This is a genomic window from Mycobacterium sp. NPDC051804 (assembly GCF_044452905.1).
Classification (GTDB): Bacteria; Actinomycetota; Actinomycetes; order Mycobacteriales; family Mycobacteriaceae; genus Mycobacterium.
In genome coordinates, this window is sequence record NZ_JBITCD010000006.1 from 53,240 (window position 1) to 76,280 (window position 23,041).

At 64.8% G+C, this 23,041-nt stretch carries 23 protein-coding genes and 1 pseudogene; 13 read left to right on the forward strand and 11 right to left on the reverse strand.

The genetic code is table 11. From position 1 onward, the window contains the following. Positions 1-115: 115 nt before the first annotated feature. On the reverse strand, positions 116-346 hold the full coding sequence (locus ACIA48_RS23085) for a hypothetical protein (RefSeq protein ID WP_396736983.1): 231 nt from the start codon (positions 344-346) through the stop codon (positions 116-118). A 31-nt stretch (positions 347-377) separates the two neighbouring features. Between ACIA48_RS23085 and ACIA48_RS23090 the strand changes: the two genes are divergently transcribed. From ACIA48_RS23090 to ACIA48_RS23100, 3 genes are all read left to right on the forward strand, one after another. Then, on the forward strand, positions 378-2,675 hold the full coding sequence (locus ACIA48_RS23090) for an ATP-dependent DNA ligase (protein WP_396736986.1): 2,298 nt from the start codon (positions 378-380) through the stop codon (positions 2,673-2,675). A gap of 98 nt (positions 2,676-2,773) precedes the next feature. Further along, a complete protein-coding gene (locus tag ACIA48_RS23095) occupies positions 2,774-3,502 on the forward strand; it encodes a GAF and ANTAR domain-containing protein (RefSeq protein WP_396738429.1) in 729 nt (242 codons plus the stop codon). Beyond that, the gene (locus tag ACIA48_RS23100; protein WP_396736989.1) at positions 3,477-3,854 is read left to right on the forward strand and encodes a hypothetical protein; all 378 of its coding nucleotides are present in this window, start codon (positions 3,477-3,479) and stop codon (positions 3,852-3,854) included. The genes ACIA48_RS23095 and ACIA48_RS23100 overlap by 26 nt, the downstream gene beginning before the upstream one ends. Here ACIA48_RS23100 and ACIA48_RS23105 read toward each other — a convergent pair. The 3 genes from ACIA48_RS23105 to ACIA48_RS23115 are packed head-to-tail and all read right to left on the reverse strand — an operon-like array spanning position 3,845 to position 7,506. Continuing rightward, complete coding sequence (locus ACIA48_RS23105) at positions 3,845-5,683, reverse strand: CheR family methyltransferase (protein WP_396736991.1); 1,839 nt, start codon at positions 5,681-5,683, stop codon at positions 3,845-3,847. The two genes, ACIA48_RS23100 and ACIA48_RS23105, sit on opposite strands and share 10 nt — an antisense overlap. Before the next feature lie 49 nt (positions 5,684-5,732). After that, the gene (locus ACIA48_RS23110) at positions 5,733-6,473 is read right to left on the reverse strand and encodes an STAS domain-containing protein (protein WP_396736994.1); all 741 of its coding nucleotides are present in this window, start codon (positions 6,471-6,473) and stop codon (positions 5,733-5,735) included. A gap of 4 nt (positions 6,474-6,477) precedes the next feature. Next, positions 6,478-7,506 (reverse strand): chemotaxis protein CheB, encoded by a 1,029-nt coding sequence (locus tag ACIA48_RS23115; RefSeq protein ID WP_396736997.1) that lies wholly within the window; start codon positions 7,504-7,506, stop codon positions 6,478-6,480. Positions 7,507-7,688: 182 nt separating this feature from the next. On the opposite strand from ACIA48_RS23115, the gene ACIA48_RS23120 reads away from it, so the two are divergent. Then, a complete protein-coding gene (locus tag ACIA48_RS23120) occupies positions 7,689-10,733 on the forward strand; it encodes a kelch repeat-containing protein (RefSeq protein ID WP_396736999.1) in 3,045 nt (1,014 codons plus the stop codon). Here the strand turns inward: ACIA48_RS23120 and ACIA48_RS23125 are convergent. Together ACIA48_RS23125 and ACIA48_RS23130 are read right to left on the reverse strand one after the other, a co-directional pair. After that, positions 10,730-11,344, reverse strand: coding sequence for an FHA domain-containing protein (locus tag ACIA48_RS23125; protein ID WP_396737002.1), 615 nt, complete (start codon positions 11,342-11,344; stop codon positions 10,730-10,732). The two genes, ACIA48_RS23120 and ACIA48_RS23125, sit on opposite strands and share 4 nt — an antisense overlap. Before the next feature lie 105 nt (positions 11,345-11,449). Beyond that, the gene (locus ACIA48_RS23130; RefSeq protein WP_396737005.1) at positions 11,450-12,463 is read right to left on the reverse strand and encodes a hypothetical protein; all 1,014 of its coding nucleotides are present in this window, start codon (positions 12,461-12,463) and stop codon (positions 11,450-11,452) included. 223 nt (positions 12,464-12,686) lie between these two features. Here ACIA48_RS23130 and ACIA48_RS23135 point away from each other — a divergent pair, with 223 nt between their 5' ends. Then, positions 12,687-13,652, forward strand: coding sequence for a linear amide C-N hydrolase (locus ACIA48_RS23135; protein WP_396737008.1), 966 nt, complete (start codon positions 12,687-12,689; stop codon positions 13,650-13,652). Here ACIA48_RS23135 and ACIA48_RS23140 read toward each other — a convergent pair. After that, on the reverse strand, positions 13,649-14,524 hold the full coding sequence (locus ACIA48_RS23140; protein WP_396737011.1) for a TIGR03619 family F420-dependent LLM class oxidoreductase: 876 nt from the start codon (positions 14,522-14,524) through the stop codon (positions 13,649-13,651). The two genes, ACIA48_RS23135 and ACIA48_RS23140, sit on opposite strands and share 4 nt — an antisense overlap. 65 nt (positions 14,525-14,589) lie before the next feature. Between ACIA48_RS23140 and ACIA48_RS23145 the strand changes: the two genes are divergently transcribed. Continuing rightward, on the forward strand, positions 14,590-14,856 hold the full coding sequence (locus ACIA48_RS23145) for a DUF4235 domain-containing protein (protein ID WP_396737014.1): 267 nt from the start codon (positions 14,590-14,592) through the stop codon (positions 14,854-14,856). Between the two features lie 27 nt (positions 14,857-14,883). Then, positions 14,884-16,098, forward strand: a complete 1,215-nt coding sequence (locus tag ACIA48_RS23150) for an MFS transporter (RefSeq protein WP_396737017.1) — start codon at positions 14,884-14,886, stop codon at positions 16,096-16,098. Here ACIA48_RS23150 and ACIA48_RS23155 read toward each other — a convergent pair. Both ACIA48_RS23155 and ACIA48_RS23160 read right to left on the reverse strand, forming a co-directional pair. Further along, on the reverse strand, positions 16,038-16,325 hold the full coding sequence (locus tag ACIA48_RS23155; protein ID WP_396737020.1) for a DUF4873 domain-containing protein: 288 nt from the start codon (positions 16,323-16,325) through the stop codon (positions 16,038-16,040). The genes ACIA48_RS23150 and ACIA48_RS23155 overlap by 61 nt on opposite strands. Then, complete coding sequence (locus tag ACIA48_RS23160) at positions 16,322-17,212, reverse strand: diiron oxygenase (protein ID WP_396737023.1); 891 nt, start codon at positions 17,210-17,212, stop codon at positions 16,322-16,324. The genes ACIA48_RS23155 and ACIA48_RS23160 overlap by 4 nt, the downstream gene beginning before the upstream one ends. A gap of 127 nt (positions 17,213-17,339) precedes the next feature. On the opposite strand from ACIA48_RS23160, the gene cobF reads away from it, so the two are divergent. The 4 genes and pseudogenes from cobF (at position 17,340) to ACIA48_RS23180 (ending at position 19,389) form a co-directional block, all read left to right on the forward strand. Further along, positions 17,340-18,083, forward strand: coding sequence for a precorrin-6A synthase (deacetylating) (gene cobF / locus ACIA48_RS23165; protein ID WP_396737025.1), 744 nt, complete (start codon positions 17,340-17,342; stop codon positions 18,081-18,083). Positions 18,084-18,108: 25 nt separating this feature from the next. After that, positions 18,109-18,510 carry a phage holin family protein gene (locus tag ACIA48_RS23170; protein ID WP_396737027.1) on the forward strand — a complete coding sequence of 134 codons (402 nt, stop codon included), beginning with the start codon at positions 18,109-18,111 and terminating at the stop codon, positions 18,508-18,510. A 15-nt stretch (positions 18,511-18,525) separates the two neighbouring features. After that, positions 18,526-18,768 (forward strand): annotated as a pseudogene (locus ACIA48_RS23175) (DNA-formamidopyrimidine glycosylase family protein); the annotation flags it as partial. A gap of 153 nt (positions 18,769-18,921) precedes the next feature. Then, positions 18,922-19,389: a zinc finger domain-containing protein gene (locus ACIA48_RS23180; RefSeq protein ID WP_396738432.1), complete on the forward strand. Its 468-nt coding sequence runs from the start codon at positions 18,922-18,924 to the stop codon at positions 19,387-19,389. On the opposite strand, the gene ACIA48_RS23185 is transcribed toward ACIA48_RS23180, so the two are convergent. Beyond that, positions 19,382-19,969, reverse strand: coding sequence for a chorismate mutase (locus tag ACIA48_RS23185; protein WP_396737030.1), 588 nt, complete (start codon positions 19,967-19,969; stop codon positions 19,382-19,384). The genes ACIA48_RS23180 and ACIA48_RS23185 overlap by 8 nt on opposite strands. A gap of 11 nt (positions 19,970-19,980) precedes the next feature. On the opposite strand from ACIA48_RS23185, the gene ACIA48_RS23190 reads away from it, so the two are divergent. Continuing rightward, positions 19,981-20,730: an SDR family oxidoreductase gene (locus ACIA48_RS23190; RefSeq protein WP_396737033.1), complete on the forward strand. Its 750-nt coding sequence runs from the start codon at positions 19,981-19,983 to the stop codon at positions 20,728-20,730. 46 nt (positions 20,731-20,776) lie between these two features. After that, positions 20,777-21,193, forward strand: a complete 417-nt coding sequence (locus ACIA48_RS23195) for a hypothetical protein (RefSeq protein WP_396737035.1) — start codon at positions 20,777-20,779, stop codon at positions 21,191-21,193. Between the two features lie 144 nt (positions 21,194-21,337). Here ACIA48_RS23195 and pgi read toward each other — a convergent pair whose 3' ends face one another. Further along, positions 21,338-23,005: a glucose-6-phosphate isomerase gene (gene pgi, locus ACIA48_RS23200; protein ID WP_396737038.1), complete on the reverse strand. Its 1,668-nt coding sequence runs from the start codon at positions 23,003-23,005 to the stop codon at positions 21,338-21,340. Between the last annotated feature and the right edge of the window lie 36 nt (positions 23,006-23,041).

Here is a 23,041-nt window from a genome sequence, read left to right on the forward strand (position 1 = left end):
CTTCGGGCCAGGTCACCGCCGTCTCACCGTTCCACCTTTTGCAGAGGAAGTGCGAGTAGATCGCAGCGAAAAGCGCATGTGTGAGGCGAGTGGGACGCTAGCGTCGCCGAACTTGTCAGCCGACGACGGCAGGGTTGCCGGGGTCCAGACCGCTCGGCAGGTTCGGGCTTAGACCACTCCCGCCGTGGGTGGCTTCCTGGTGGGCCATCGGCCGGCAGTTGTTGTCCATCGGCGTTTGATCGCCCGAGCAGTAGGGCAGCAGATCCTCGGGGTCGGCGCCTGCCTGCGGCGCCGAGACGACGATGGCTGCGGCCGCGAGCAGGCACGCCGCGAAGATTCTCGTCATAGTCGCACGCTACCCGGCGTAATACCGTGGTGTGGTGGATCAGTTCGGTCGGGTGAAACTGACCAATCCCGACAAGGTGCTTTACCCCGCCACGGGGACCACCAAAGCCGAGGTGTTCGACTACTACGTCAACATCGCCGAGGCGATGCTTCCGCATATCGCCGGCCGGGCCGTCACCCGAAAGCGCTGGCCCAACGGCGTCGACGAGCCCGCGTTCTTCGAGAAGCAGCTCGCGTCGTCCGCCCCGGACTGGCTCGAGCGAGGGTCGATCACGCATAAGTCCGGCACCACCACGTATCCGATCATCAACAGCGCCGAGGGGCTGGCGTGGATTGCGCAGCAGGCGTCGTTGGAGGTGCACGTGCCGCAATGGCGATTCGTCAGCACGTGGACCAGAGATGAAGGTGCCGAGCTGACGCCCGGCCTGGCCACTCGGGTGGTGTTCGACCTCGATCCGGGCGAGGGTGTCACGTTCCGGCAATTGTGCGAGGTCGCTCACGAGGTGCGCGAGCTCATCACCGGCATCGGTCTGGACACCTTTCCGCTGACCAGCGGCAGCAAGGGTTTGCATCTGTATGTGCCGCTGGAAAAGCCAATCAGTTCGCATGGCGCCTCGGTGCTCGCCCGGCGCATCGCGATGCAGCTCGAGAAGACCATGCCCAAGCGGGTGACCGCCACCATGACCAAGAGCGTTCGCAGCGGCAAGGTGTTCGTCGACTGGAGCCAGAACAACGGCAACAAGACAACAATCGCGCCGTATTCGCTGCGCGGACGCGATGAGCCGACCGTAGCCGCACCGCGCACCTGGGACGAGATCGAGGATCCCGATCTGCGACACCTTCGCTACGACGAGGTGCTCGAGCGGTTGGACACCGACGGTGACCTGCTGGCCGAGATGGACGTCGACGCACCGGTGGCCGACGCGCTCACCACGTACCGCAGCATGCGCGATGCCGGCAAGACACCCGAGCCGGTCCCCAGCTCCGCGCCGACCGCGGGCAACGACGACTTCTTCGTCATCCAGGAACACCACGCCCGTCGGCTGCACTACGACTTCCGCTTGGAGCGTAACGGTGTCCTCGTCAGCTGGGCTGTTCCGAAAAACCTGCCTGACACTCCGTCGGTCAACCACCTTGCCGTGCATACCGAGGACCACCCGTTCGAGTACGGCACCTTCGAAGGCGAAATCCCGAAGGGTGAGTACGGCGGCGGCAAGGTGATCCTGTGGGACACCGGTACTTACGAGACTGAGAAGTTTCGCGATCACTCTCCGGATGGTCCCGAAAAGGGCGGCGAAGTCATAATCACGTTGCACGGCAAGAAGATCGACGGTCGTTACGCGTTGATTCAGACGAACGGCAAGAACTGGCTGGCGCATCGCATGAAGGAGCAGGCCAACCCACAGGCCAGCGATCTGGCCCCGATGCTCGCGACAGAAGGCTCGATCGCGAAGATGACCTCAGCGCAGTGGGCTTTCGAGGGCAAGTGGGACGGCTACCGCGTCCTGGTTGACGCGAACCACGGCCGTCTCAACCTGCGGTCCCGCCGTGGCCGCGACGTCACCGACGAGTATCCGCAATTCGCCGCTCTTGCAGCCGATCTCGCCGATCACCACGTGATCCTCGACGGTGAGGCGGTCGCGCTCGACGAGTCGGGAGTACCCAGTTTCGGTCAGATGCAGAACCGCGCACGGTCCACCCGGCTCGAGTACTGGGCGTTCGACATTCTCTACCTCGACGGCCGCTCGCTCCTCAAGGCCAAATACTCCGACCGTCGCCGTCTGCTGGAAGCCTTGGCCGAAGGAGGCGGTCTGATCGTCCCGGACCTGCTGCCGGGCAACGGTCCCGAAGCGCTGGAGCATGCCCGCAAGAAGCGCTGGGAGGGCGTCGTCGCGAAGAGGAAAGACGCGACCTACCAACCGGGACGGCGGTCGTCGTCGTGGATCAAGGACAAGATCTGGAACACCCAGGAAGTGGTGATCGGCGGCTGGCGCAAAGGGGAGGGCGGCCGGTCCAGCGGCATCGGAGCGCTGATGCTGGGTATCCCCGCCGACGACGGCTTGCAGTTCGTGGGGCGGGTCGGCACCGGTTTCACGGAGAAGGAACTAGCCAAACTCAAAGGCATTCTGAAGCCACTGGAGACCGACGAATCACCATTCAATGCGCGTCTTTCCAAACTCGACGCCAGGGGCGTCACCTTCGTGAAGCCCGAACTCGTCGGCGAAGTGCGCTACAGCGAACGGACCTCCGACGACCGGTTACGGCAACCGAGCTGGCGGGGCCTGCGTACGGATAAGCAACCGTCAGAGGTCGTCTGGGAATCGTATTGATGGTGATCGGTGCTCACTACGCGCGGGAAGCTCGGGTTTGCCCATCGGTCAAGGTGGCTATCTTCTACGAGAGCTGGCCAACTGTCGGAGGTTGGGAAATGCCTGTACGTCCCGAGTCAGCGAATCGCGAGGCCGTGGAGTTGATCCGCCGGCTGCAGAATGAGCCGCACGCGGAGCCGTCATCCGCGCTTCGCGAGCTAGCAGAGCGCGCAGTCGACGCGGTGCCCGGCGCGGAATACGCCGGCATAACGGTCATCGGACCGAAAGGGACGGTCGAATCAGTCGCCGCCACACACCCGTACGCCAGACTGCTCGACGACATCCAGCACACCCATCGCCAAGGCCCCTGCGTGACGGCTGCTTGGGAGCAGCACACCATGCACGTCAGCGATCTCGCCGCCGACGACAGGTGGCCCGATTACCGTCGGGAAGTGATCGACCGGACACCGATCAGGTCGATTCTGTCCTTCGAATTGTTCACAGCGAAGAAAAAACTGCGTGCCCTCAACTATTACTCGGAGTCCGCCAATGCCTTCGACGGGAATTCAATTGAGGTTGGTCTCGTGTATGCGACGCACATGGCCATCGCCTGGAACATCCTGATGCGTGACGCGCAGTTTCGCAGCGCACTGGCTTCCAGGGATATCATTGGTCAGGCCAAAGGCATCATCATGGAACGGTTCGACGTTGACGCGGGACATGCCTTTGACCTGCTCACGCGGTTGTCGCAATCGTCGAACATTCCGCTCGTCGAGGTGGCGGAGCGACTCGTCACCACCAAAGTTTTGGACGGTGGTCACGATGAAGGTCGACGAAGGCCCAAGTAACTCCGATAACTCTCCCGAATTCCGGGGAAATGCGGCGAACGAACGGGCGAACGAACTTCGGCAACGGCGGGTGGAGCTGGCTCAGGGCTTTTCACCGACACTCGAATCGGCGACGCTCGCCCAACGCCGGGCCGAGCAGGCGCTCGAACGGGCGAAACGTGCGCACCGGGCGGCTGGTGGCCGGCATGCCAACGCCGAGCAGGTGCACCTTCGAGCCGCTGCGCTACACGAGCAGGCGGCGCTGTTGGCTTCAGATCGCGAAGGCGCTGTCCATCAGGACGCGGCTGAACGTCACCGCGACGCAGCACTGAAACACGGAACTGCCGCGGCCGCGGATATGGCTCAGGGCTGAATCTCCATCATCAGCAGAGCGCCATTCGCCGCATCAGATGCACGGAACGACGACGTCGTGACCTTCACTCGGGCCGTACGGCCACGGCGGGTCACCGCCTCGATGATGGCTTCATCCGATGCGTCTGCGTCGACGAAGACCCGGCCGATCATGGTCTTCACTTCGTCGATCGGAAGTCCGAAGTCGAGCGAACTCAACGGCGCCCCAGTGGTTTCCTCAGCTCGCAGGCCCCATAGCTCCTCTGCGGCTCGGTTCCACACCAGAACCCGCATCTCGCGGTCCACCACCACCATTCCGACGCGCACCGAGTCGACCAGCGAGCCAAGCAAATTCCTGGTTTGGTCCAGCTCGATACTTCGCTCGCGAAGGGTGTCGTTGATGGTGTGCAGTTCGTCGTTGGTGGACTGCAACTCCTCGTTCATCGTTTCGAGCTCTTCATTCGTGGACTGCAGTTCTTCGTTTGTGGTTTCGAGTTCCTCGACCGTCGACTGCAATTCCTCGTTGGTCGTCTCCAACTCCTCGTTGGTCGACTGCAACTCCTCGTAGGCGCTTTCAAGCTGGCGGTTGGTCTGCACGACTTTGTCGACCAACGCCTTGGTGGCGGTCACGTCGAAGAACACAATCGAGACCCCCAGCAGGCCGTTCTCTGTGTCGACGAGTGGATTGATGTGGATCTCGAACCAGATCGTGTCGAAACCCTGCCGCTCCCAATGGACATCCTGGATGAGCGCCGATCGGCGATCGACCTTCGCCTGCTCGATATAGGCGCGCAGTTCGACAGGCCGGAAAGAGACTTCCAGGTCTCGCAACAGCCGACCGATGTCACGTGCCGACAGGCCGAATGTCAGCTCGGCCTGCTGGTTGACCATGGCTACGGTGTCGTCTCCGGTCACCACGATCTGGGCGACCGGGCTTGCGCGAAACGCCAGGTCGCGGACCGGCGCCAACCCGTGCAGATCGGTCTGGCGTTCACCTGCGGCCGTCGCGTTGTCGTACCGCTCGATGCCGCTGTGCGAGCCCGCCGCTTTGCGGAAGATGCGGTGCGCGAGGTCGAGCGGGCTGAAGCGATCGCCGTGACTCAATAGCATCTCGGCGTGCCCCAGGAAGAGAGCGCCCTGTGGTGCAAGTGCAAAATGCAGACGGCTCAACACGTTTCGCTGGGTGTCCGCATTGAGGTACATCAGAGTATTCCGGCACACCAACAGATCGACCCGTGAGATGGGTGCATCCCTGACGAGATCGTTGCGGCCGAAGATCACCGCCCGGCGAAGGTCTTTGCGAAAGGCGTATCGGCCGTTCACATGATCGAAGTATCGTTCCCGCAACTCGTCTGGGACCGACTCCACCGCTCTCGCGTCGTAGGTCGCCGCGCGCGCCTCGGCAAGTGCGTCCTCGTCGACGTCGGTCGCATAGATCTTCACCCGCTGCCGGTAGGCGTCCGGTCCGAGAGCTTCGGCGAGCAGCATCGCCAACGAGTACGCCTCCTGACCGGATGCGCACCCCGCACTCCACACCCGCACGGGATCATTCGGGCCTCGCGTGGCGAGAATGCCTGGAATGACCTCGTCCCGGAGGTAATCCCACGCGGCCGGATCGCGGAAGAAGGCGGTGACATTGATCAATATCGTGTTGAACAGGGCCGCGAACTCGTCGCTGCCGGCCTGCAACGCGTCGAGGTACTCCTCGAAGGTTTCGTAACCAGCCTGCTCCATCCGGTGCCGCACCCGCCGCATCAACGAGGTGCGCTTGTAGCCGGTGAAGTCGAAGCCCCGGGAGTCACGCATGTAGCGCAGAAGGGCTTCGAACGACTCCGCTGTCTGATCGGTCAACTTGTGTCCCGTTCCACCGCCGAGAATGGCACTTCCGACAAAGCTAAAGCTACAGGCGGTTCTCTGGGCCGACGACGGCCCAGATCGTCTTTCCTGTAGGTGTCGGCGCGTTGCCCCACGCGCGGCACAGCGAGGACACGATCCACAGACCCGTCGGCAGTTTGCCGCTCGTGCCCGCCTCACGAAAGTTCGCGGGCAACGAGCTGCCGTCCGATACGGCAACCGTGACTTTCACCCCGTCGGTCTCCAGCCGAACATTGGGCCGGCTGTCGGTGTGCTGCAACACGTTTTCGACCAGAGCCGTGACGACCACTTTGCTGACCGGAATCAGCTCAGTCTGCGACCACGTCGTCAGCCACTCCTCGACCAATCCTCGGGACGCGTTCAAGCTTTCCTCCGTCGCCGGCAGGTCGGCTCGGGCGCGCCGTCGCCACCGGGGAAGGTCCGCGTGCGAGACGGCGTCGGTGGCGGTCTCGAGCGTCGGGAACACCGGCACGTAGCGTTGGATGCCGTTGTGGGCGATTGTTTTGCGCACAGCGGCGTCGTCGCACACCAGAGCGATCATGATCTCCGGCCAGGTGCGGACGTGCCAGCGTGCGCTGGTGAAGACAGACCAGGCTGACGAGGCGGGGACCTCCAGGCTGCAGACATCGATGATGACCGCGCTAGGTTCGTCGAGCGCCGCCTTGATGATTTCGTCGCGCAACTGGCGATACGTGCTGGTGTCCAAGGTCCCGCAGACGGTGAGCGCCAACGCGTCCTCGACCGCGCGGGGTGAGACTGTCAACATCGATTCACGATCCGCTGCCACCGTGAGCACCCGTCGCTGACGGTGCTTCCGACAATCGTCGGCCGAGGACGCCCATGGCGTGCTCCGCTTCCTCCGCGAGCTCTGTATACCGCTTGGCCATCATGCCGGAGCCGACATTGGCGGCTAGCCGACGCGACAACTTGGCCTTCTCCTGCAGGCTTCGCAGGGCGATCCAAAGCGCGCCTTCCACCTCGTCATCGCGCGCCCTCAACAGCGACTCAGGCGTCCAGGCGTGGCCCACATGGCATCGATAGTTGCTCTCGCCGACTGTCATCAACGAGCCGTTGCAATCCGGGCAGGTATATCCGGACGGTGGACCCAGCTCTTCCGAGTCGAAAACAGTGGAAAATCGCCGCGCCATCGCGATGCGGTTCTCCAATTCCATTCCGGTGTCCCGCTCCATCTCTCGCTCCTCGATAATCCGGTCGGCGAGTTGGGAGAGCAGAACGCCGGCTTTGGCGGCCGCTACCTGGTGGTGGATCACCCCGGCGCGCAACGCGTTCAGTGGCATGGCCGCGAACATCGCGTCGTCGGGATGCTGGACGACGGTTTCGCCGCCACGGGATTGGATGGCTGCAGCACCGAGGATTCCGTCATCGAGCACGCCCGACATCAATACGCCAACCGCGTGTCGCCCGAAATTCAGTGCGACGGAACGGAATAATGCATTGATTGCTGGCCGGTGACCGTTCTCGGTCGGGCCTTCCGAGAGGACGATCCTGTTGTCACGAACCAATAGGTGGCGGTCGGGCACCGCCACATAGATCCGCCCTGGCTCCAATGGTGTGCCGTTCGTGGCCGAGACCGCGGGCAGGGGTCCGCTGCGGTCCATGATCTTGGCGAGCACGCTCGGCGCTTCCGGCGGCATATGTAGAACCACCAGGACCGCATATGTCAGATCTGACGGAAGGCCGGCAGCGAATTCGCTCAAGGCTTCGACGCCGCCCGCCGAGGCGCCCACCGCGACGACGCCCCTCGCGGCGCCATGGGTTCGCGCATCCACTGCAGCCATTGGTTTCGGTTACCCGCGAGGTCGTTAGGTAATCCTTCCTGCCGGTGACCTTACGCCCCGTCGAGCCTGATAAGCGTTCCTCATCGATACCGGCGCACTGCGAAGCGCAAATGCTGCGCCTGCGGTGCCTTTGCTAGGTACGTTTAGCGAAATTTTCGTGTTTCGCGGAGGACGATAGGCAGATGGCGAGCGGTATTGCGTCCGAACTGGCAGCTGCCGGGTTCGAAGACGCCGTCGAGGTTGGCCGGGGTGGCAGCGGCGTCGTCTATCGCTGCTCCCAGAAGTCGCTGGGACGAAGTGTTGCCGTCAAGGTGCTGGCGTCTGATCTCGACGACACGGATCGCGAGCGTTTTCTGCGCGAGGGCTTTGCGATGGGAGGGCTCTCCGGCCACCCGAATATCGTGAACATCCTCCAGGTCGGTGTCACCGAGAACAGCCGGCCGTTCATCGTGATGCCTTATCACTCAGTCGGTTCCCTCGCCGAGCGGCTGCGCCGCGAGGGCCGGATCGCGTGGCCCGAGGCACTGCGTATGGCCGTGAAATTGTGTGGTGCGCTCGAGACCGCCCACCGGGCAGGCACTTTGCATCGCGACATCAAACCGGCGAACGTTCTCTTCAACGACTACGGCGAACCGCAACTCAGCGACTTCGGCACCGCGCGAATTGCCGGTGGCTACAAGACGGTGACGGGTTTCTTCACCGGCACCCTCTCCTACACCGCACCTGAGGTCCTTGCGGGTAACCCGCCGACGGTTGCGGCCGACGTGTATTCTCTCGGTGCCACGGTGTACGCGCTGATCGCCGGTGGACCGCCACACGAGCGCAAGGCCGACGAGGATCTGATCGCGCACTATCTACGCATCACATCGACGCCGGTACCGGATCTGCGGCCGCACGGAATCCCGACCGATGTCTGCGCGGCGATCGAGAAGGCGATGTCTCGCGAGCCTGGAGATCGCCAGGTATCGGTGGCCGAGTTCGGCCACGAGTTGCAGCTGGCGCAACGCCACAACGGGTTGACGGCGGATCCGATGGCGCTCAGTGGGCCCGGCGGTGAACCCGAGCCGACGGGCGGCACCCAGGCATTGCCGCTCACCGGGGCGCCCCCCGAGGCGTCTCAGATCCGCACCGCAGTATCTGAATCCGCGCCGGTCCTACCCGTCAGCGCGGAAAGCTCGGCGCCGCCGCTGGATCCCAACATGTTCGCCCACACATCGTCCGTCAGCCAGGGGAATCTGCCCTGGCAGGTGCCGCCGATCCCGCCCGCATCGCCGCCTCCGGCGCCCCCGTCCGATGCGACCCCGCAGCCCGACCCCGAGCCGGGAGCTCGATCGGAGAAGAAAGACCCGAAGCGGCTCCTCATCACCGTCGGCGCCGCCGCCGTTGCGCTGCTCCTGGTGATCAGCGTCATCTACGTATTCACCTCGCGCGACGACAAGGGCGAGGAACAGCAGCAGGCCGCCCCGCCTCGGCCCACCGTCGAGGCGCAACCCGAATGGGCTCCGATCGCCGACGCCCGCGTCGCGCGCGATGCGGTGGCCGCCACCGAAGCCGACGGCACCATCTGGGTGTTCGGCGGCATGGGAGCAGGCAACCAGGTGAGCGGGGCCCACGAAGGTTACGACCCCGCGCTCGACAGCTGGAAGGGCGGCGAGAACCTGCCCGTTCCGGTGCAGCGCGCGATGGCGGTGACGTGGGAGGACACCCCGGTCGTTCTCGGCGGGTGGCGCACCGACGGCACCAATGAGGAGGTGGCGACGGACAAGGTCTGGCGGGTCGTCAACAGCCGCTGGGTGGAGTTGCCTCCACTGCTGCAGCCACGGGCGGCCGCAGCGGCCGGCGTCGTCGGCGACCAACTCGTCGTCACCGGCGGTGTGGACGCCAGCGGAAAGCTGTTGAACACCACCGAGATCTACGACGGTACCGGGTGGCGGCTCGGTGCCCCTATGCCGACGCCACGGCAGATGCCCGGTGCGGCGTCCGACGGAAAGCTGGTATACGCGATCGGCGGCACCAACGGCTCCTCTGACTCCACGGCGGTCGAGGCCTATGACCCCGTTGCGGACAAATGGACGGCCATGCCCGCACTTCCGGAGGGGCGCAGCGACTTTGGGGTGGCAATCGCCGACGCCCGGTTGGTGGCCGTCGGCGGAGTGTCCGACGGCGAGGTTCTCAAGAGTGTGGCGGCGCTCGACCTCACCACGTCAACCTGGACGGCGCTACCGGATTTGGGGACCGCGCGGCACGGCGTGGCGGTCGCAGCCGTGGGCAAGACCGTCTACGCGATCGGCGGGTCGACGGATGCCGGTAGTCAGATCACCGCGTCCGCCGAATCGCTGAAACTCGCACCGCGCAAACCACAACCGGCGGCGGAATGGCGGACGTTACCGGACGCGCCGACCGCGAGACTCATGATGGCTTCGACCGTGCTCGACGGGAAGATCTACGTCGCCGGGGGCATGTTGGGTCACGCCGAGACGCTCGACACGTTCGAGAGCTATGACCCGAAGACCGGAAACTGGGAGACGCTTCCTCCGCTACCCATTCCGCTGCATCACGCGACGGCCGCGGGGTATCGCGGTGAGGTCGTCGTCATCGGCGGCGCCAGCGAAACCGTCGCCGAGGCGTCCAACAAGGTCTTCGCCTTCCGCAACGGGAAATGGGAAGAGCTGCCGAGCCTCCAGCACGCCCGGGCCGCCCCGTCGGCCGCGGTGGTCGACGACAAGATCGTGGTCCTCGGCGGGCAGGACGACAAGAAGCTAGTCACCCAGACCGAGGTCTTCGACGGCGAGTCCTGGACTGCGGCAGCCGAGATGCCAACGCCGCGTGAACATTTGGCTGCGGTATCGGACGGCGTCTACGTGTACGCCGTCGGAGGTCGGTCGCTCAGTGCCGACGAGAACTCGGCCGCCTTCGAACGCTTCGATCCGGAGTCCGGTAGCTGGGAAAAGCTCGCGGACATGCCCACTCCGCGGGGCAGCTACGGCGCCGCGCTCATCGACGGCCGGATCATCGCCGTCGGTGGGGAGGAACCGACACGGGTGCTCGCGACCGTCGAGATGTATGACATCTCCACGGGCAAGTGGACGACGCAGGCGCCGATCAACACACCGGTGCACGGTCAGGCGGTGGCGGCCGTCGACACGACGCTGTTCTGCATCGGCGGCGCGGACCGACCCAGCCACGAAGGTCCGGTGGCGGTCGTCGAAGCGCTGGACTTCAACTAGCCCCCGCTGTCGCGCAGCTGCGCGATCGTGACGGCGCCCCGCCGAAGCGCCTCGTTGGCCAGCCGGACCCTGCGGTCGCCCTCGGTGGGGATGGCGAACTTGTCGTAGAGGTTCTGCAGGTGTTGTTTGACTGCGGCCTCGGTGACGTACAGCTCGCCCGCCATTCGACGAACCGACGCCGGTTCCGGAAACGGGTCGTCGGATACCAGCGGCCGGCACAAAACCATGAGGACGTCCACCTCGCGCCGCGTCAGCCGCGGCGGCAGCTGGCCGGCATCGGGCACGATCGTCGCTTCCTCGACCGGTTCGCCCGACTGTCGCGCCTGCAGATACACCAGCCGGGATTTCCCGATGCGCACCTCGTCACCGGATCGCAGCACCTGTTCGGCGGTGATCTTCTCACCGTTGACGAACGTGCCGTTGCGGCTGCCCAGATCGCGGATCGACCATGCCGACCCATGGTTCTCCAGGATGGCGTGCAGTCGAGAAACGGTGGGGTCGTGATCGAGTGCGACCACATTGGTCGACGCCTTGCCGAGGGTCACCCGTTCGCCGGTCAACGGGACCAGCTCTCGTCCCGTCGGCTTGAAGACTTCCAAGTGGGAAGACATGCAGACCTCCTATTACAGGCAATCTTCACCTACGGCATGGGTTCGTGGTCTGCGAACGCGCCGCGGGCCGCCGGAGAACTCTCCGACGGCCCGCGGTTCACCTGCTCAATGCGGCGAATTGGTGACTTTCTTTTTGAAGCGGATGGCCCGTTTGGCCAACGCCGACTCCGACAGCGGCGGCCACGGCCATCCGGTGTTGTCCCCGCGCGGCGCCTTGAGGAACGCCAGGCCGAGGAACAGGCCGAAGATCACGTGCCCAAGCAGGGTGATGATCACCGTGGCGGTGTTCAGTGGGAACATCCGCTCCTCACCGTGCGGTGACAATGCGACGGTCGCCATCAGGCCGGCCCACGTGGGAAAGACCCCGAAGGCAATCGCAGCGAGCACCGCGTAGACGTTCTTCCACCGGTCGATGCCGATCGCGTAGGCGACAACGAAGAAGGCCACACCCAGCCCGCCGGCATCGCCGAGGTACCGGTAGACGTAACCGATCGCGGCAGCGCCCGCCGTGTCCGGCTCACCGGTGACGAACGAGCCCATGACGGGGATGAAATCGCCCATCAGTCCCAGCACGTGCACGGCGAACAACCTGGCTGCGTCGTACACGATGCAGGCGACCATGCCTGCGATCAGGCCACGTCCGACGATCATGTCGATCCGGTGTGGCGCAAATGCGATGAGCGTCGCGAGCACTGCGACCAGCGTGATGGTCACCATGGTGACGGTGGCCTGTGATACCAGACCGAACACCTCGCCGGAGATCGCGAGGATCGGCATCGACGCCAGCAGCATCACCAGGGCGATACGCGCGTACTCCCACTTGCTCGGCGGCTTCACCTCCGCCTTGTTCAGGTCGAGGTAGCGCTGCCGGATCGTGTTGGTGACCTTCCCGACAACGGGGATGTCCACGAGCGGACGCAGCCGGACGGTATTGGAGTCGAAGTTGCTGATCGCCTTCGGCAACGCCTTGAGCCGCACGGTCATCGGCTCGCTGACGGCGCTGGCCTTCGGAGGAGGTGCGGCTTGCGTGATCAGCTTGGTCGGCAGGTCGCCGGGGCGCAGCCGTACCGTCTGTTCAGGAGCCGGCGGGGTGGTTCCGGTCGGAGCTGTCGTAAACATCGGATTTCCTATTTCGTGGTTGTGATGACTGCGATGGTTCGTTTTCAGTCGTTCTTGACGACATTCATGATGGTTTTCGAAGGCAGGGCCGCGTAATCACCGCGAAGTCAGATTTCGGTTCATCGGGGGATAGGTTTTCCTAACCGCCAGGCAAGTCCCGCCCCGAATCCGTGGACTGTCATGGCAGGCTGAACGCCGATTCCAACGGGAGGTGGCGAGGTCGATGTGCACGCGGGTGCTATGGAATGCCAACGGCAATTACGTGATGGCCGGCCGCACGATGGACTGGCCCGAGTCCACTCAACCGACCATCGTCGCCTTTCCCAGGGGCCGTGAGCGTGACGGCGGCAAAGTCGGCGACATCGTCGCCGTGCCCGACAACCCACTGCGCTGGACCACGCGCTACGCGAGCCTGGTGACCACCGTCTACGGGATCGGCACCGTCGACGGATTCAACGAGGCGGGTCTCGGAATCCACGCCCTGTTCCTCAGATCCACGGACGTCGGAGCCCGCGATCCGAGCCGGCCGGGTCTGCAGATGGGACTGTTCGGGCAGTACCTGCTCGACCAAGCCGGGTCCGTCGCTGAAGCCCTCGATCTGCTCGACACGTTCCAGCCCGTGATGGTGGAGGCACACGGCCGCCAGGCCACCATCCATTTCGCACTCGAAGACGTCGGCGGGGACTCGGCGATCGTCGAGTTCGCGGGCGGTGAGCCCGTCATCCACCACGGCCGCGAGTTCACCATCATGACCAACGATCCCACCTATGACGAGCAGCTGGATCTACTTGCAAAGCAAGACTTTTCGCACCCGAGCAGCGACACCCCGCTACCCGGCAACGTGAACCCGAGGGATCGCTTCCAGCGCGCGGCCTACTATTCTTCCCTCCTGATGCCGCCCGCCGATCGGCGTGCGGCAGTGGCGAGCGTGATGGCGATCATGCGCAACGTCTCGGTGCCCTTCGGTGCGCCGTACCAGGACTTCGGTGTCTACAACACCGAATACCGGACCGTCATCGACCTGACCGAGAAGCTGTACTTCTTCGAACTGTCCACGAGTCCCAACGTGATCTGGATCGACTTCGACGCGCTGAAGCTCGACGATCAGCCGCTGGAGATCGACCCATACGACACCACGCTGGTCGGGGACGTCACGTCCCGATTCCAGGCGCACCCGGTGCCGTTCTAGACCTTCGAGATGACCTTCTCGCCGTACTTCTCGATGGCGCGCAGCTTGTTCTCGAGCGGTTCCGGATCTGGTCCGACGGCGTACGGCATCCGGAAGCCGACCATGATGTTGGTGACGCCCCGGCCCTCGAGCCGCTTGATGCCATCGGGTTTGTACGCGTCGAGCGACTGGGCGTGGATCTCGAACGGGCCCGTGCGGCCCTCTTCCTCACGAAGCTCGTTGAGCCGCTTGATGTAACGGTCAAGAGCCTCGGGATCGCCGAGATCGCCACCACCGTGCATCCACCCGTCGTTGCGCGCCGCCCGACGAAGAGCGGCCTCAGCGTGCCCGCCGATGAGGATCGGGATCGGCTTGGTGGGCGCCGGTGACATCTTGGTCTTCGGGATGTCGTAGAACTCGCCGTGGTACTCGAAGTAATCACCGGTCGTCAGGCCCTTGACGATGTCGATGCACTCGTCCATCCGTTTACCGCGCCGCGCAAAAGGAACGTCCATCAATTCGTAGTCCTCGGGCCACGGGCTGGTACCCACTCCGAGCGCTAGCCGGTTGTCGGACAGCGCGGCCAGCGAGCCGGCCTGCTTTGCAGTCAACGCCGGCGGACGGATCGGCAGCTTGAGGACGTAGACGTCAAAGCGCAGCGTGGTCGTGACCGCGGCCAGAGCGCTGGCGAGAACGAACGTCTCGACTATCTCCTTGCCGTCGAGAAACTCGCGGTTCCCGTCGGGGGTGTACGGATACTTCGAATCCGATTCGTACGGGTAGGCAACGCTGTCGGCGATCGTCATCGCATCGAAGCCCGCGGCCTCGGCCGCCCGGGCGAGCGGGATGTAGTACTTCGGATGTGTCAGTGATTCCGCATAGGTGAAGCGCACGAGCCGATATTAGAACGTGTTCTAGTCTCAGGTTTGAGGAACGGGTCGCAGGGAATTGCTGGCTCATGAGTACGGCCAAGACTTTGTACAAGCCTCTGTCGATCGTCAGCAGCGTGATGGGCGGCCTGATCGCGGGCAAGATCTTCACCGAAATCTGGCAGCGCGCGAACCCCGACGACGAGGAACCGGATCCGAAGGATCTGAGTCGCTCGTTGCGGGAGGTCATGATTGCCGCCGCCGTCCAGGGGTTGATCGTCGGCGTGGTTCGTGCCGCGCTGGCCCGTGGGCAAGCCAAAGGATTCGCGGCCATCACCGACGAGGACCTGAGCTAGCCAGCCCGACCGGGCATCATGGCCTAGGTGCGCAGTTGGCTGACCCGCAATGTGCGGGTGCTCGCGGCCGTGTCGTTCCTGCAGGACGCGGCGAGTGAACTGCTCTATCCGCTGTTGCCCATCTACCTGACGTCGGTGCTCGGGGCGCCCGCCGCCGTCGTCGGCGCCGTCGAGGGGGCGGCCGAAGGTGCGGCCTCGCTGACGAAGCTGGCCGCCGGTCCACTCGGTGACCGTTTCGCGCGCCGCCCGCTGATCGCCACCGGATACGGCATGGCGGCGCTTGGCAAGGTGATGGTGGCCGCGGCCTCGGGGTGGACGGGTGTGCTGGCGGGTCGGGTGGTGGATCGGCTCGGCAAGGGCATTCGCGGTGCCCCCCGTGACGCGCTGCTGGTCGTCGACATCGACGTCGCCGCGCGCGGCCGGGTGTTCGGATTCCACCGTGCGATGGACACTTTGGGCGCTGTGGTCGGGCCGCTGCTGGGCTTGGCGGGCTACCAGCTGCTGGACGAGCAGATCGCACCGCTGTTGTGGGTCGCGGTGGTGCCCGCAGTGTTGAGCGTGGCACTGGTGTTCGCAGTGCGCGAGCGTTCACCGCTGCCGAACAAGGCCGTTCGACGCGCGGTGTTCTCCAGGGTGAAGGACCTGCCGCGTCGCTACTGGCGGGTGACGGCCATCGTTGTCGCGTTCGGGTTGGTGAACTTCCCTGACGCGTTGCTGTTGTTGCGGCTCAACGAGATCGGCTTCTCGGTGACCGAGGTGATTCTGGCCTACGTCGGTTACAACGCGGTCTATGCGTTGGCGAGTTTCCCTGCCGGCCTGCTCGCCGACCGGGTCGGCAAACCGGTGGTGTTCGGAATCGGGCTGGTGTTCTTCGCCGTCGGGTACACCGGCCTCGGCATGACGACCGACGCATTGGCGGCGTGGCTGCTGATCGGTGTCTACGGGCTGTTCACCGCATGCACCGACGGGGTGGGCAAGGCGTGGGTCTCGTCACTCGTCGCCGACGACGTACAGGGCAGCGCGCAGGGGGTGTTCCAGGGGCTCAGCGGTTTCGCGGTGCTGGCGGCCGGCTTGTGGGCGGGATTCCTGTGGGGTGCCGACGGTCAACTCCCGCTGCTGATTTCGGGAATCGCGGGTGGAGTGGTCGCGGTCGTGGTGCTCGCGATCGGGATCGGCGGTCGCTACCGAACCTCGACCGGCTCCATCCCGAAGGGTGGGGCGCCGACTCCGGCGACCGAATAACCGCCCTGTGGGGGCCGCTCGACGATGCGCGCTGGCGCGTCGTTCTCACCGATCGAGACGGTGACCTGCTGCGGCAGCTTTGTGCCGTAGGGCAGTTCGTTGAAAACCGTTCCCTGCCAGTGGTATCGGCCATCGATCGGGTCGACGTGGCCGGCCAGGCGCACACGAACGGTGCGCTCGTCGTCGCCGATGCGCACGGTGGCTGGCCCGTCGTAGATGTCGCTCACCTCGGCAGGAATCCGCTTCGCCGCCACATGCGCCGCGCGATCGTCCCCATCAGCCCGACCTCCTCCAGGAACGCCGCCAGTGGTGCAAACCCGATGACATGTGTTTCGTGCCGGTGCGCGCTGGCGCGTGCCATCCGGCGCGCCTCGCGTGCGTCGAGGCCGACGCGGCGGTACTGAACCTTGTTGGTGAACAAGAAGCGGAAGAAATAGCCGCCGACACCGTTGATGTTCGCGATGAAGAACTTCGGCAGCCGCCGCATGGTCGGGGTGCGCTTGCGTAGCCCGTCGCGCGCGAACTGGATATGGCGCGCCTCCTCGGTGACGTGAATACGCATGAGGCGCTGGATGATCGGCTGCAGCTCATCGTCGTCCATCATCTGGCGTTGCAGCGAGTCGAAGATCTCCTCGCCCAGCAGCGCCGCCACCCACAGCACCGGTCCTTGAAAGGCGAAGGGCAGCAGGTTGATGATGAAGCGTTGGTAGTACCTGGGCCGCACCGGGTCTGCGCCGACGCGCTCGATCGCCTTCCCGAACATCACCATGTGGCGGGTTTCGTCGCCGAGCTCGGTGAGCTCGTAGTGCGTGGCGCTGGCCGTGGGGTCCTGATGCATCATCTTGCGCAGCAGCGCCTGGTTGAGGATGTTCTCGAACCAGATACCGGCCGACAGCGTGTTGACGAGTTCCTGCCGCGACAGCTCGATCTGCTGTTCACGCGTCATCCCGTCCCATATCGGCGTGCCGTACAGCGAGACGCACTTCGGAGGCAGATAGAACTTGTCGGGATCCAGTGGTGCGTCCCAGTCGATATCGACGACCGGCGCGAAGGATTTCTTGACGGAACCCTTCAGTAGACGTTCGGCGAACTCTTCACGAGTGGGTGCGGTCATGTGTTGATCCCTCCGACGGCGGTGTCGTGGATGTTGTTTGAAAAGGTACGGAGCTTGGCGCGAACATGTCAATACCCCTGGTATCGCATACCTACGGTATCCCCAGCTCATGACGTAGTCTCGGCGCGTGACTCGTCGCATCCACGTCATCGGCATCGGCGCGGGCGACCCCGACTACGTGACGGCGCAGGCGGTGGCCGCGCTCAACGACACCCAGGTGTTCTTCGCGATGGACAAGGGCGACACCAAGGACGACCTGGTCGCGTTGCGGCGGCTGATCTGCGCACGGTTCATCCGCGAACCGGGCTATCGGTTTCACGAGATGCCCGATCCGCCACGAGCCAAAGACGGTGACTACCGGCAGGCCGTCGCGGACTGGCACGCTGAGCGTGCGCGGCTGTGGGCCGACGCGATCGCCTCAGAACTCGGGCCTGATGACACAGGTGCATTTCTCGCGTGGGGCGACCCGTCGCTCTACGACAGCACGCTGCGGATACTGGATCGGGTTGCTGAGCACGTCGACATCGACTACGACGTCATCCCCGGTATCACCGCGATCCAGGCGCTGACGGCGCGACATCGCATACCGCTCAACGACGTTGGCGAGCCCGTGCTCGTCACGACCGGACGGCAGCTGCGCGAGAACGGGCTGTCCGGCAGTGCGGTGGTGATGCTCGACGCGGACTGCTCGTTCCAGGGTTGTCCATCCGACACCCGCATCTGGTGGGGCGCCTACCTGGGCACGCCCGACGAGTTGCTATTCGCCGGCACAGTCGGTGATATCGGGGCGCGGATCGTCGCGGCGCGCTCCGATGCCCGCGCCGAACATGGCTGGATCATGGATACCTATCTGCTGCGCAGCCCGGAATAGGTCTCGCCATGGGAGGATCACCGGCATGGGATCCTTCCTGCTGCGTGCAGCATTGACGGGTTTTGCGCTGTGGGTCGTCACACTGATCGTTCCCGGAATCACCTTCGTCGGCGCGGATTCGACGTTGCAGGAAATCGGGATCATCTTCGTTGTCGCGGTCATTTTCGGTCTGGTCAACGCCATCATCAAACCGATCGTGCAATTCATCTCGATCCCGCTGTACATCCTGACGCTCGGGCTGATCCACATCGTGATCAATGCCCTGATGCTGTGGATCACGTCGTGGATCACCGAGAACACGACCCACTGGGGTTTGGTCATCGACGAGTTCTGGTGGACGGCGATCTGGGCCGCGATCGTGCTGTCGATCGTGAGCTGGCTCTTGTCGCTGGTCATCGGCTCGGGTGAACGTGCCGCAGACCGTTAGCGGCACACTGGAAACATGCCCGAACTGCCCGAGGTCGAAGCGCTCGCCGATCATCTGCGCCGCAACGCCGTCGGGTTGAGCATCGGACGCATCGACGTGTCGGCGTTCTCGGTGCTCAAAACGTTCGACCCGGCGATTTCGGTGCTGCATGGCCAGACGGTCACCGGTGCCAACAGGTGGGGCAAGTACCTCGGCCTGCAAGCCGGCGAGCTGCATTTGATCACCCACCTGTCGCGGGCCGGCTGGCTGCGGTGGTCGGACAAGCTCGCAGCGGCGCCGCTGAAGCCCGGCAAGGGGCCGATCGCGCTGCGCGTCCACCTAGGGCCGCCCGGTGACGCACCGGGTTTCGACCTCACCGAGGCCGGCACCCAAAAGCGACTGGCCGTCTGGCTGGTCGACGACCCCGCCACGGTGCCGGGCATCGCCGGGCTCGGCCCCGACGCGCTGTCGCTGGGACCGCAGGACCTGGCCGACGTGCTCGCCGGAAACAGCGGCCGGATCAAGACCGTCATCACCGACCAGAAGGTGATCGCCGGTATCGGTAACGCCTACAGCGACGAAATCCTGCACGTCGCGAAGATCTCTCCGTTCGCGACGGCGGGCAAGCTCACCGAGGCCCAGCTGGGCGCCCTCCACGACGCGATGATGTCCGTCCTCACCGATGCCGTCAGTCGATCCGTCGGCCAGGGGGCCGCAACGCTGAAGGGGGAGAAGCGATCCGGGCTGCGTGTACATGCGCGGACCGGGCTGCCCTGCCCCGTGTGTGGCGATACCGTGCGCGAGGTGTCGTTCGCCGACAAGTCGTTCCAGTACTGCGCGACCTGTCAGACGGGCGGAAAGGTCCTGGCGGACCGGCGAATGTCGCGGCTGCTCAAATAGGTTGGCAGTACGAACGGGTGGCTGACGTCAGTGCATGCTGATAGAGCCCGTCGAGTTTTCGGTCCGCGACCACCGCGCCTGTCGCATCCGCCAAGTCCTTCGCGCATCCCTGGCTGTGCAACGAATTCCAGTGCAGCGCAATCTCATCTACCAAGGTCTTGTTCAAGCCGTTGATCTGCGTGCGTGATTCGGCCAGATCCGGTGCACTCGCCGGCGCGGTTCCCGGATCGAACTTCCACTGACCGAAGCGGGTGTACTGGATTCCTTCGTTGGCGGCGATCTGATCGGTGAAGACAGTGCGCACGTACGCCGGGTCGATGCCGTGGGCCGTCGCGTCGGCGGCCACCGTGTCCAGGACCTGGTTCGCCCTCGCCGGGTCGGTGATGGGGCCGCCGTTGATCCACTTGGTGGCCGCCACCGGATCGGCGGTCGCCAGGCGCTGGGCCGCCGCGTCGACCAGTTGATAGAAGGGGAGGACGGGCTGGGCCGCGGCGACCGGCGCCAAGGCGAGCGGGCCCGCGAGCAGGGCAGACGCCAGCAAAAGTGAACTTCGATTCGGGATCACACCACCATCATGCATAAGCTGACCGCGTGACTCGGCAGAAGATCTTGATCACCGGCGCCAGCTCAGGGCTCGGAGAAGGCATGGCCAGGGCGTTCGCCGCCAAGGGCCGCGACCTCGCGTTGTGCGCCCGCCGCGTCGACCGGCTCGACGAATTGAAGGCGGAACTGCTCGCGAGTCATCCCGGCATCACGGTGGCCGTCGCCGCGCTCGACGTCAACGACCACGACCAGGTGCCCAAGGTGTTCGCCGAACTCTCCGACGAGTTGGGCGGTATCGACCGCGTCATCGTCAATGCGGGTATCGGCAAGGGCGCTCCGCTCGGATCGGGCAAGCTGTGGGCGAACAAGGCCACGCTCGAGACGAATCTCATTGCGGCACTTGTCCAGATCGAGACCGCACTCGAGATGTTCAAGGCGTCCGGCAGCGGCCATCTGGTGCTCATCTCCTCGGTGCTCGGCAACAAGGGCGTGCCCGGGGTAAAGGCCGCGTATGCGGCGAGCAAGGCCGGTGTGTCATCGCTGGGAGAGTCGCTGCGCGCTGAATACCTCAGCGGCCCAATCAAGGTGACCACGCTGGAGCCCGGCTACATCGAATCCGAGATGACGGCCAAGTCCGCGTCGACGTTGTTGATGGTGGACAACGAGACCGGCGTCAAGGCAATGGTCGACGCGATGGAGCGCGAGACGGGCCGCGCAGCGGTTCCGTGGTGGCCGTGGGGTCCGCTGGTACAGGTGATGCGGATGCTGCCGCCTCGCCTGGCCAAACGGTTTGCTTAGAAGCGCTTGATGTTTAGCGGTGAGGTGCCCGTGGTAGCCCACCCTTATGAATGTAAAACTGACGAAGATGACGCCTTTCCTGTTCGCGGGTGCCGCGGCCGCTGCGATCGCCGCTGCGCCCATCGCCAGTGCACAGCCGGCGCCTCCGCCGTGCGTGAATGCTGACGGCACCGCCTGCTCCAGCATCGGAACTGCAGGTCCCGGCGGCGCCGCTGGCGCAATTCCCGGTGGACCCGCAGGTCAGGCCGATGCTGGTGGTGCCAGCGGCGTGATCCCCGGCGGACCTGGCGGTACCGCCGGGCCCGAGGGCGCAAGCGGCGTGATCCCTGGTGGTCCCGGCGGTGCGGCTGGACCTGAGGGCGCCACGGGCGCTATTCCCGGCGGCCCGAGCGGCACCGCGGGCCCGGGCGGCGCTACTGGCTGCATCCCGAACGTGGGTTGTGCCACCATCCCCGCGGGCTAACCGCACATAGTTCAACCGCAGCGCGGCGTACGTCCCTCGTGGACGTGCGCCGCGTTGTCTGTCGTCGGACTACGCGCGAGCGACCGCTTTTGTACGTTCGTCAACGGCGTTTCGTGTACAAACACGGTCACTCGCGCGAAGTAGCTACGACGATCTACCGCGCTCCGCACGGTAATGCCGCACGAGTGCGTCGGTCGAGGAGTCCGACTGCTGCGCGGGGGCGTCGTCGGCGGTGATCACCGGCAGCAGTGCCTTGGCCTGCGTCTTGCCCAGCTCCACACCCCACTGGTCGAACGAGTCGATACCGAAGACGACACCCTCGGTGAACACCTGATGCTCGTAGAGGGCGATCAACTGGCCGAGCGCCGACGGCGTCAGCTTCGTGGCCAGGATCGAGGTGCTCGGCCGGTTGCCCGGCATCACCTTGTGCGGGACGACATCGGCCGGCGTGCCCTCGGCGGCGATCTCCTCGGCCGTCTTGCCGAACGCCAGGACCTGCGTCTGCGCGAAGAAGTTGCTCATCAACAGATCGTGCATGCTGCCCGTGCCGTCGGCCGTCGCGAGATCGTCTGTCGGCTGCGAGAACCCGAGGAAGTCGGCGGGCACCAGCCGGGTGCCCTGATGGAGCAGTTGGTAGAACGCATGCTGGCCGTTGGTTCCCGGTTCGCCCCAGAAGATTTCGCCGGTGCCCGTCGTCACCGGGGTGCCGTCGGCGCGCACTGACTTGCCGTTGGATTCCATGGTCAGCTGTTGTAGGTACGCCGCGAACCGTGACAGATCGTTCGAATACGGCAGTACCGCACGGGTTTCCGCGCCGAAGAACTCGCTGTACCAGAGCCCGATCAAACCGAGCAGCGCCGGCGCGTTGGCCTCCAGCGGTGCCGTGCGGAAGTGCTCGTCGACGATGTGGAAGCCGGAAAGGAACTCCGCGAACCGCTCGCGACCGATGACCGCCATGACCGACAAGCCGATGGCGGAGTCCACCGAATACCGTCCGCCGACCCAGTCCCAGAAGCCGAACATATTGTCGGTGTTGATGCCGAAATCGTCGACCAGCGTCTTGTTCGTCGACACCGCCACGAAGTGCTTCGAGACGGCGGCGTCGCCGAGCGCGTCGGTGAGCCAGCGACGCGCAGCCGTCGCATTGGTCAGTGTCTCCAGGGTCGAGAACGTCTTGGACGCAATGATGAAAAGCGTTGTGGCCGGGTCGAGTCCGTCGAGCTTGGCCACCAGGTCGGCGGGGTCGACGTTGGAAACGAAGCGGGCCGAGATGCCGGCGTCGGCGTAGTGACGCAGGCCGAGCGTGACCATCGCAGGACCCAGATCCGAACCACCGATGCCGATGTTGACGACCGTCGTGATGCGCTCGCCCGTCGCGCCGGTCCACTCACCACTGCGCAGCCGGTCGGTGAAGTCGCCCATCTTGTCCAGCACTTCGTGCACATCGGAGACGACATCCTGCCCGTCGACGGACAACTCGGCTCCGCTCGGCAACCGCAGCGCGGTGTGCAGCACGGCGCGGTCCTCGGAGGTGTTGATGTGCACGCCGGAGAACATCGCATCGCGGCGCTGTTCGAGACCCGCCGCACGCGCGAGGTCGACCAGCAGCTTGAGGGTCTCGCGGGTGACGCGGTGCTTGCTGTAGTCGATGTAGAGATCGCCGACCGTCAGAGCCAGTTCGGTCCCGCGGGCCGGGTCGTCGTCGAAGAACTTCCGCAGATGCTCCTGGCCGATCTGATCATGGTGCCGCTGCAACGCCTGCCACGCTTCGGTCGTGGTGATGTCGGATATCTGCACAGTGTTGGCGGTCATGTAACCGACATTAATGCGGCGAAATGTCCAAAGGTG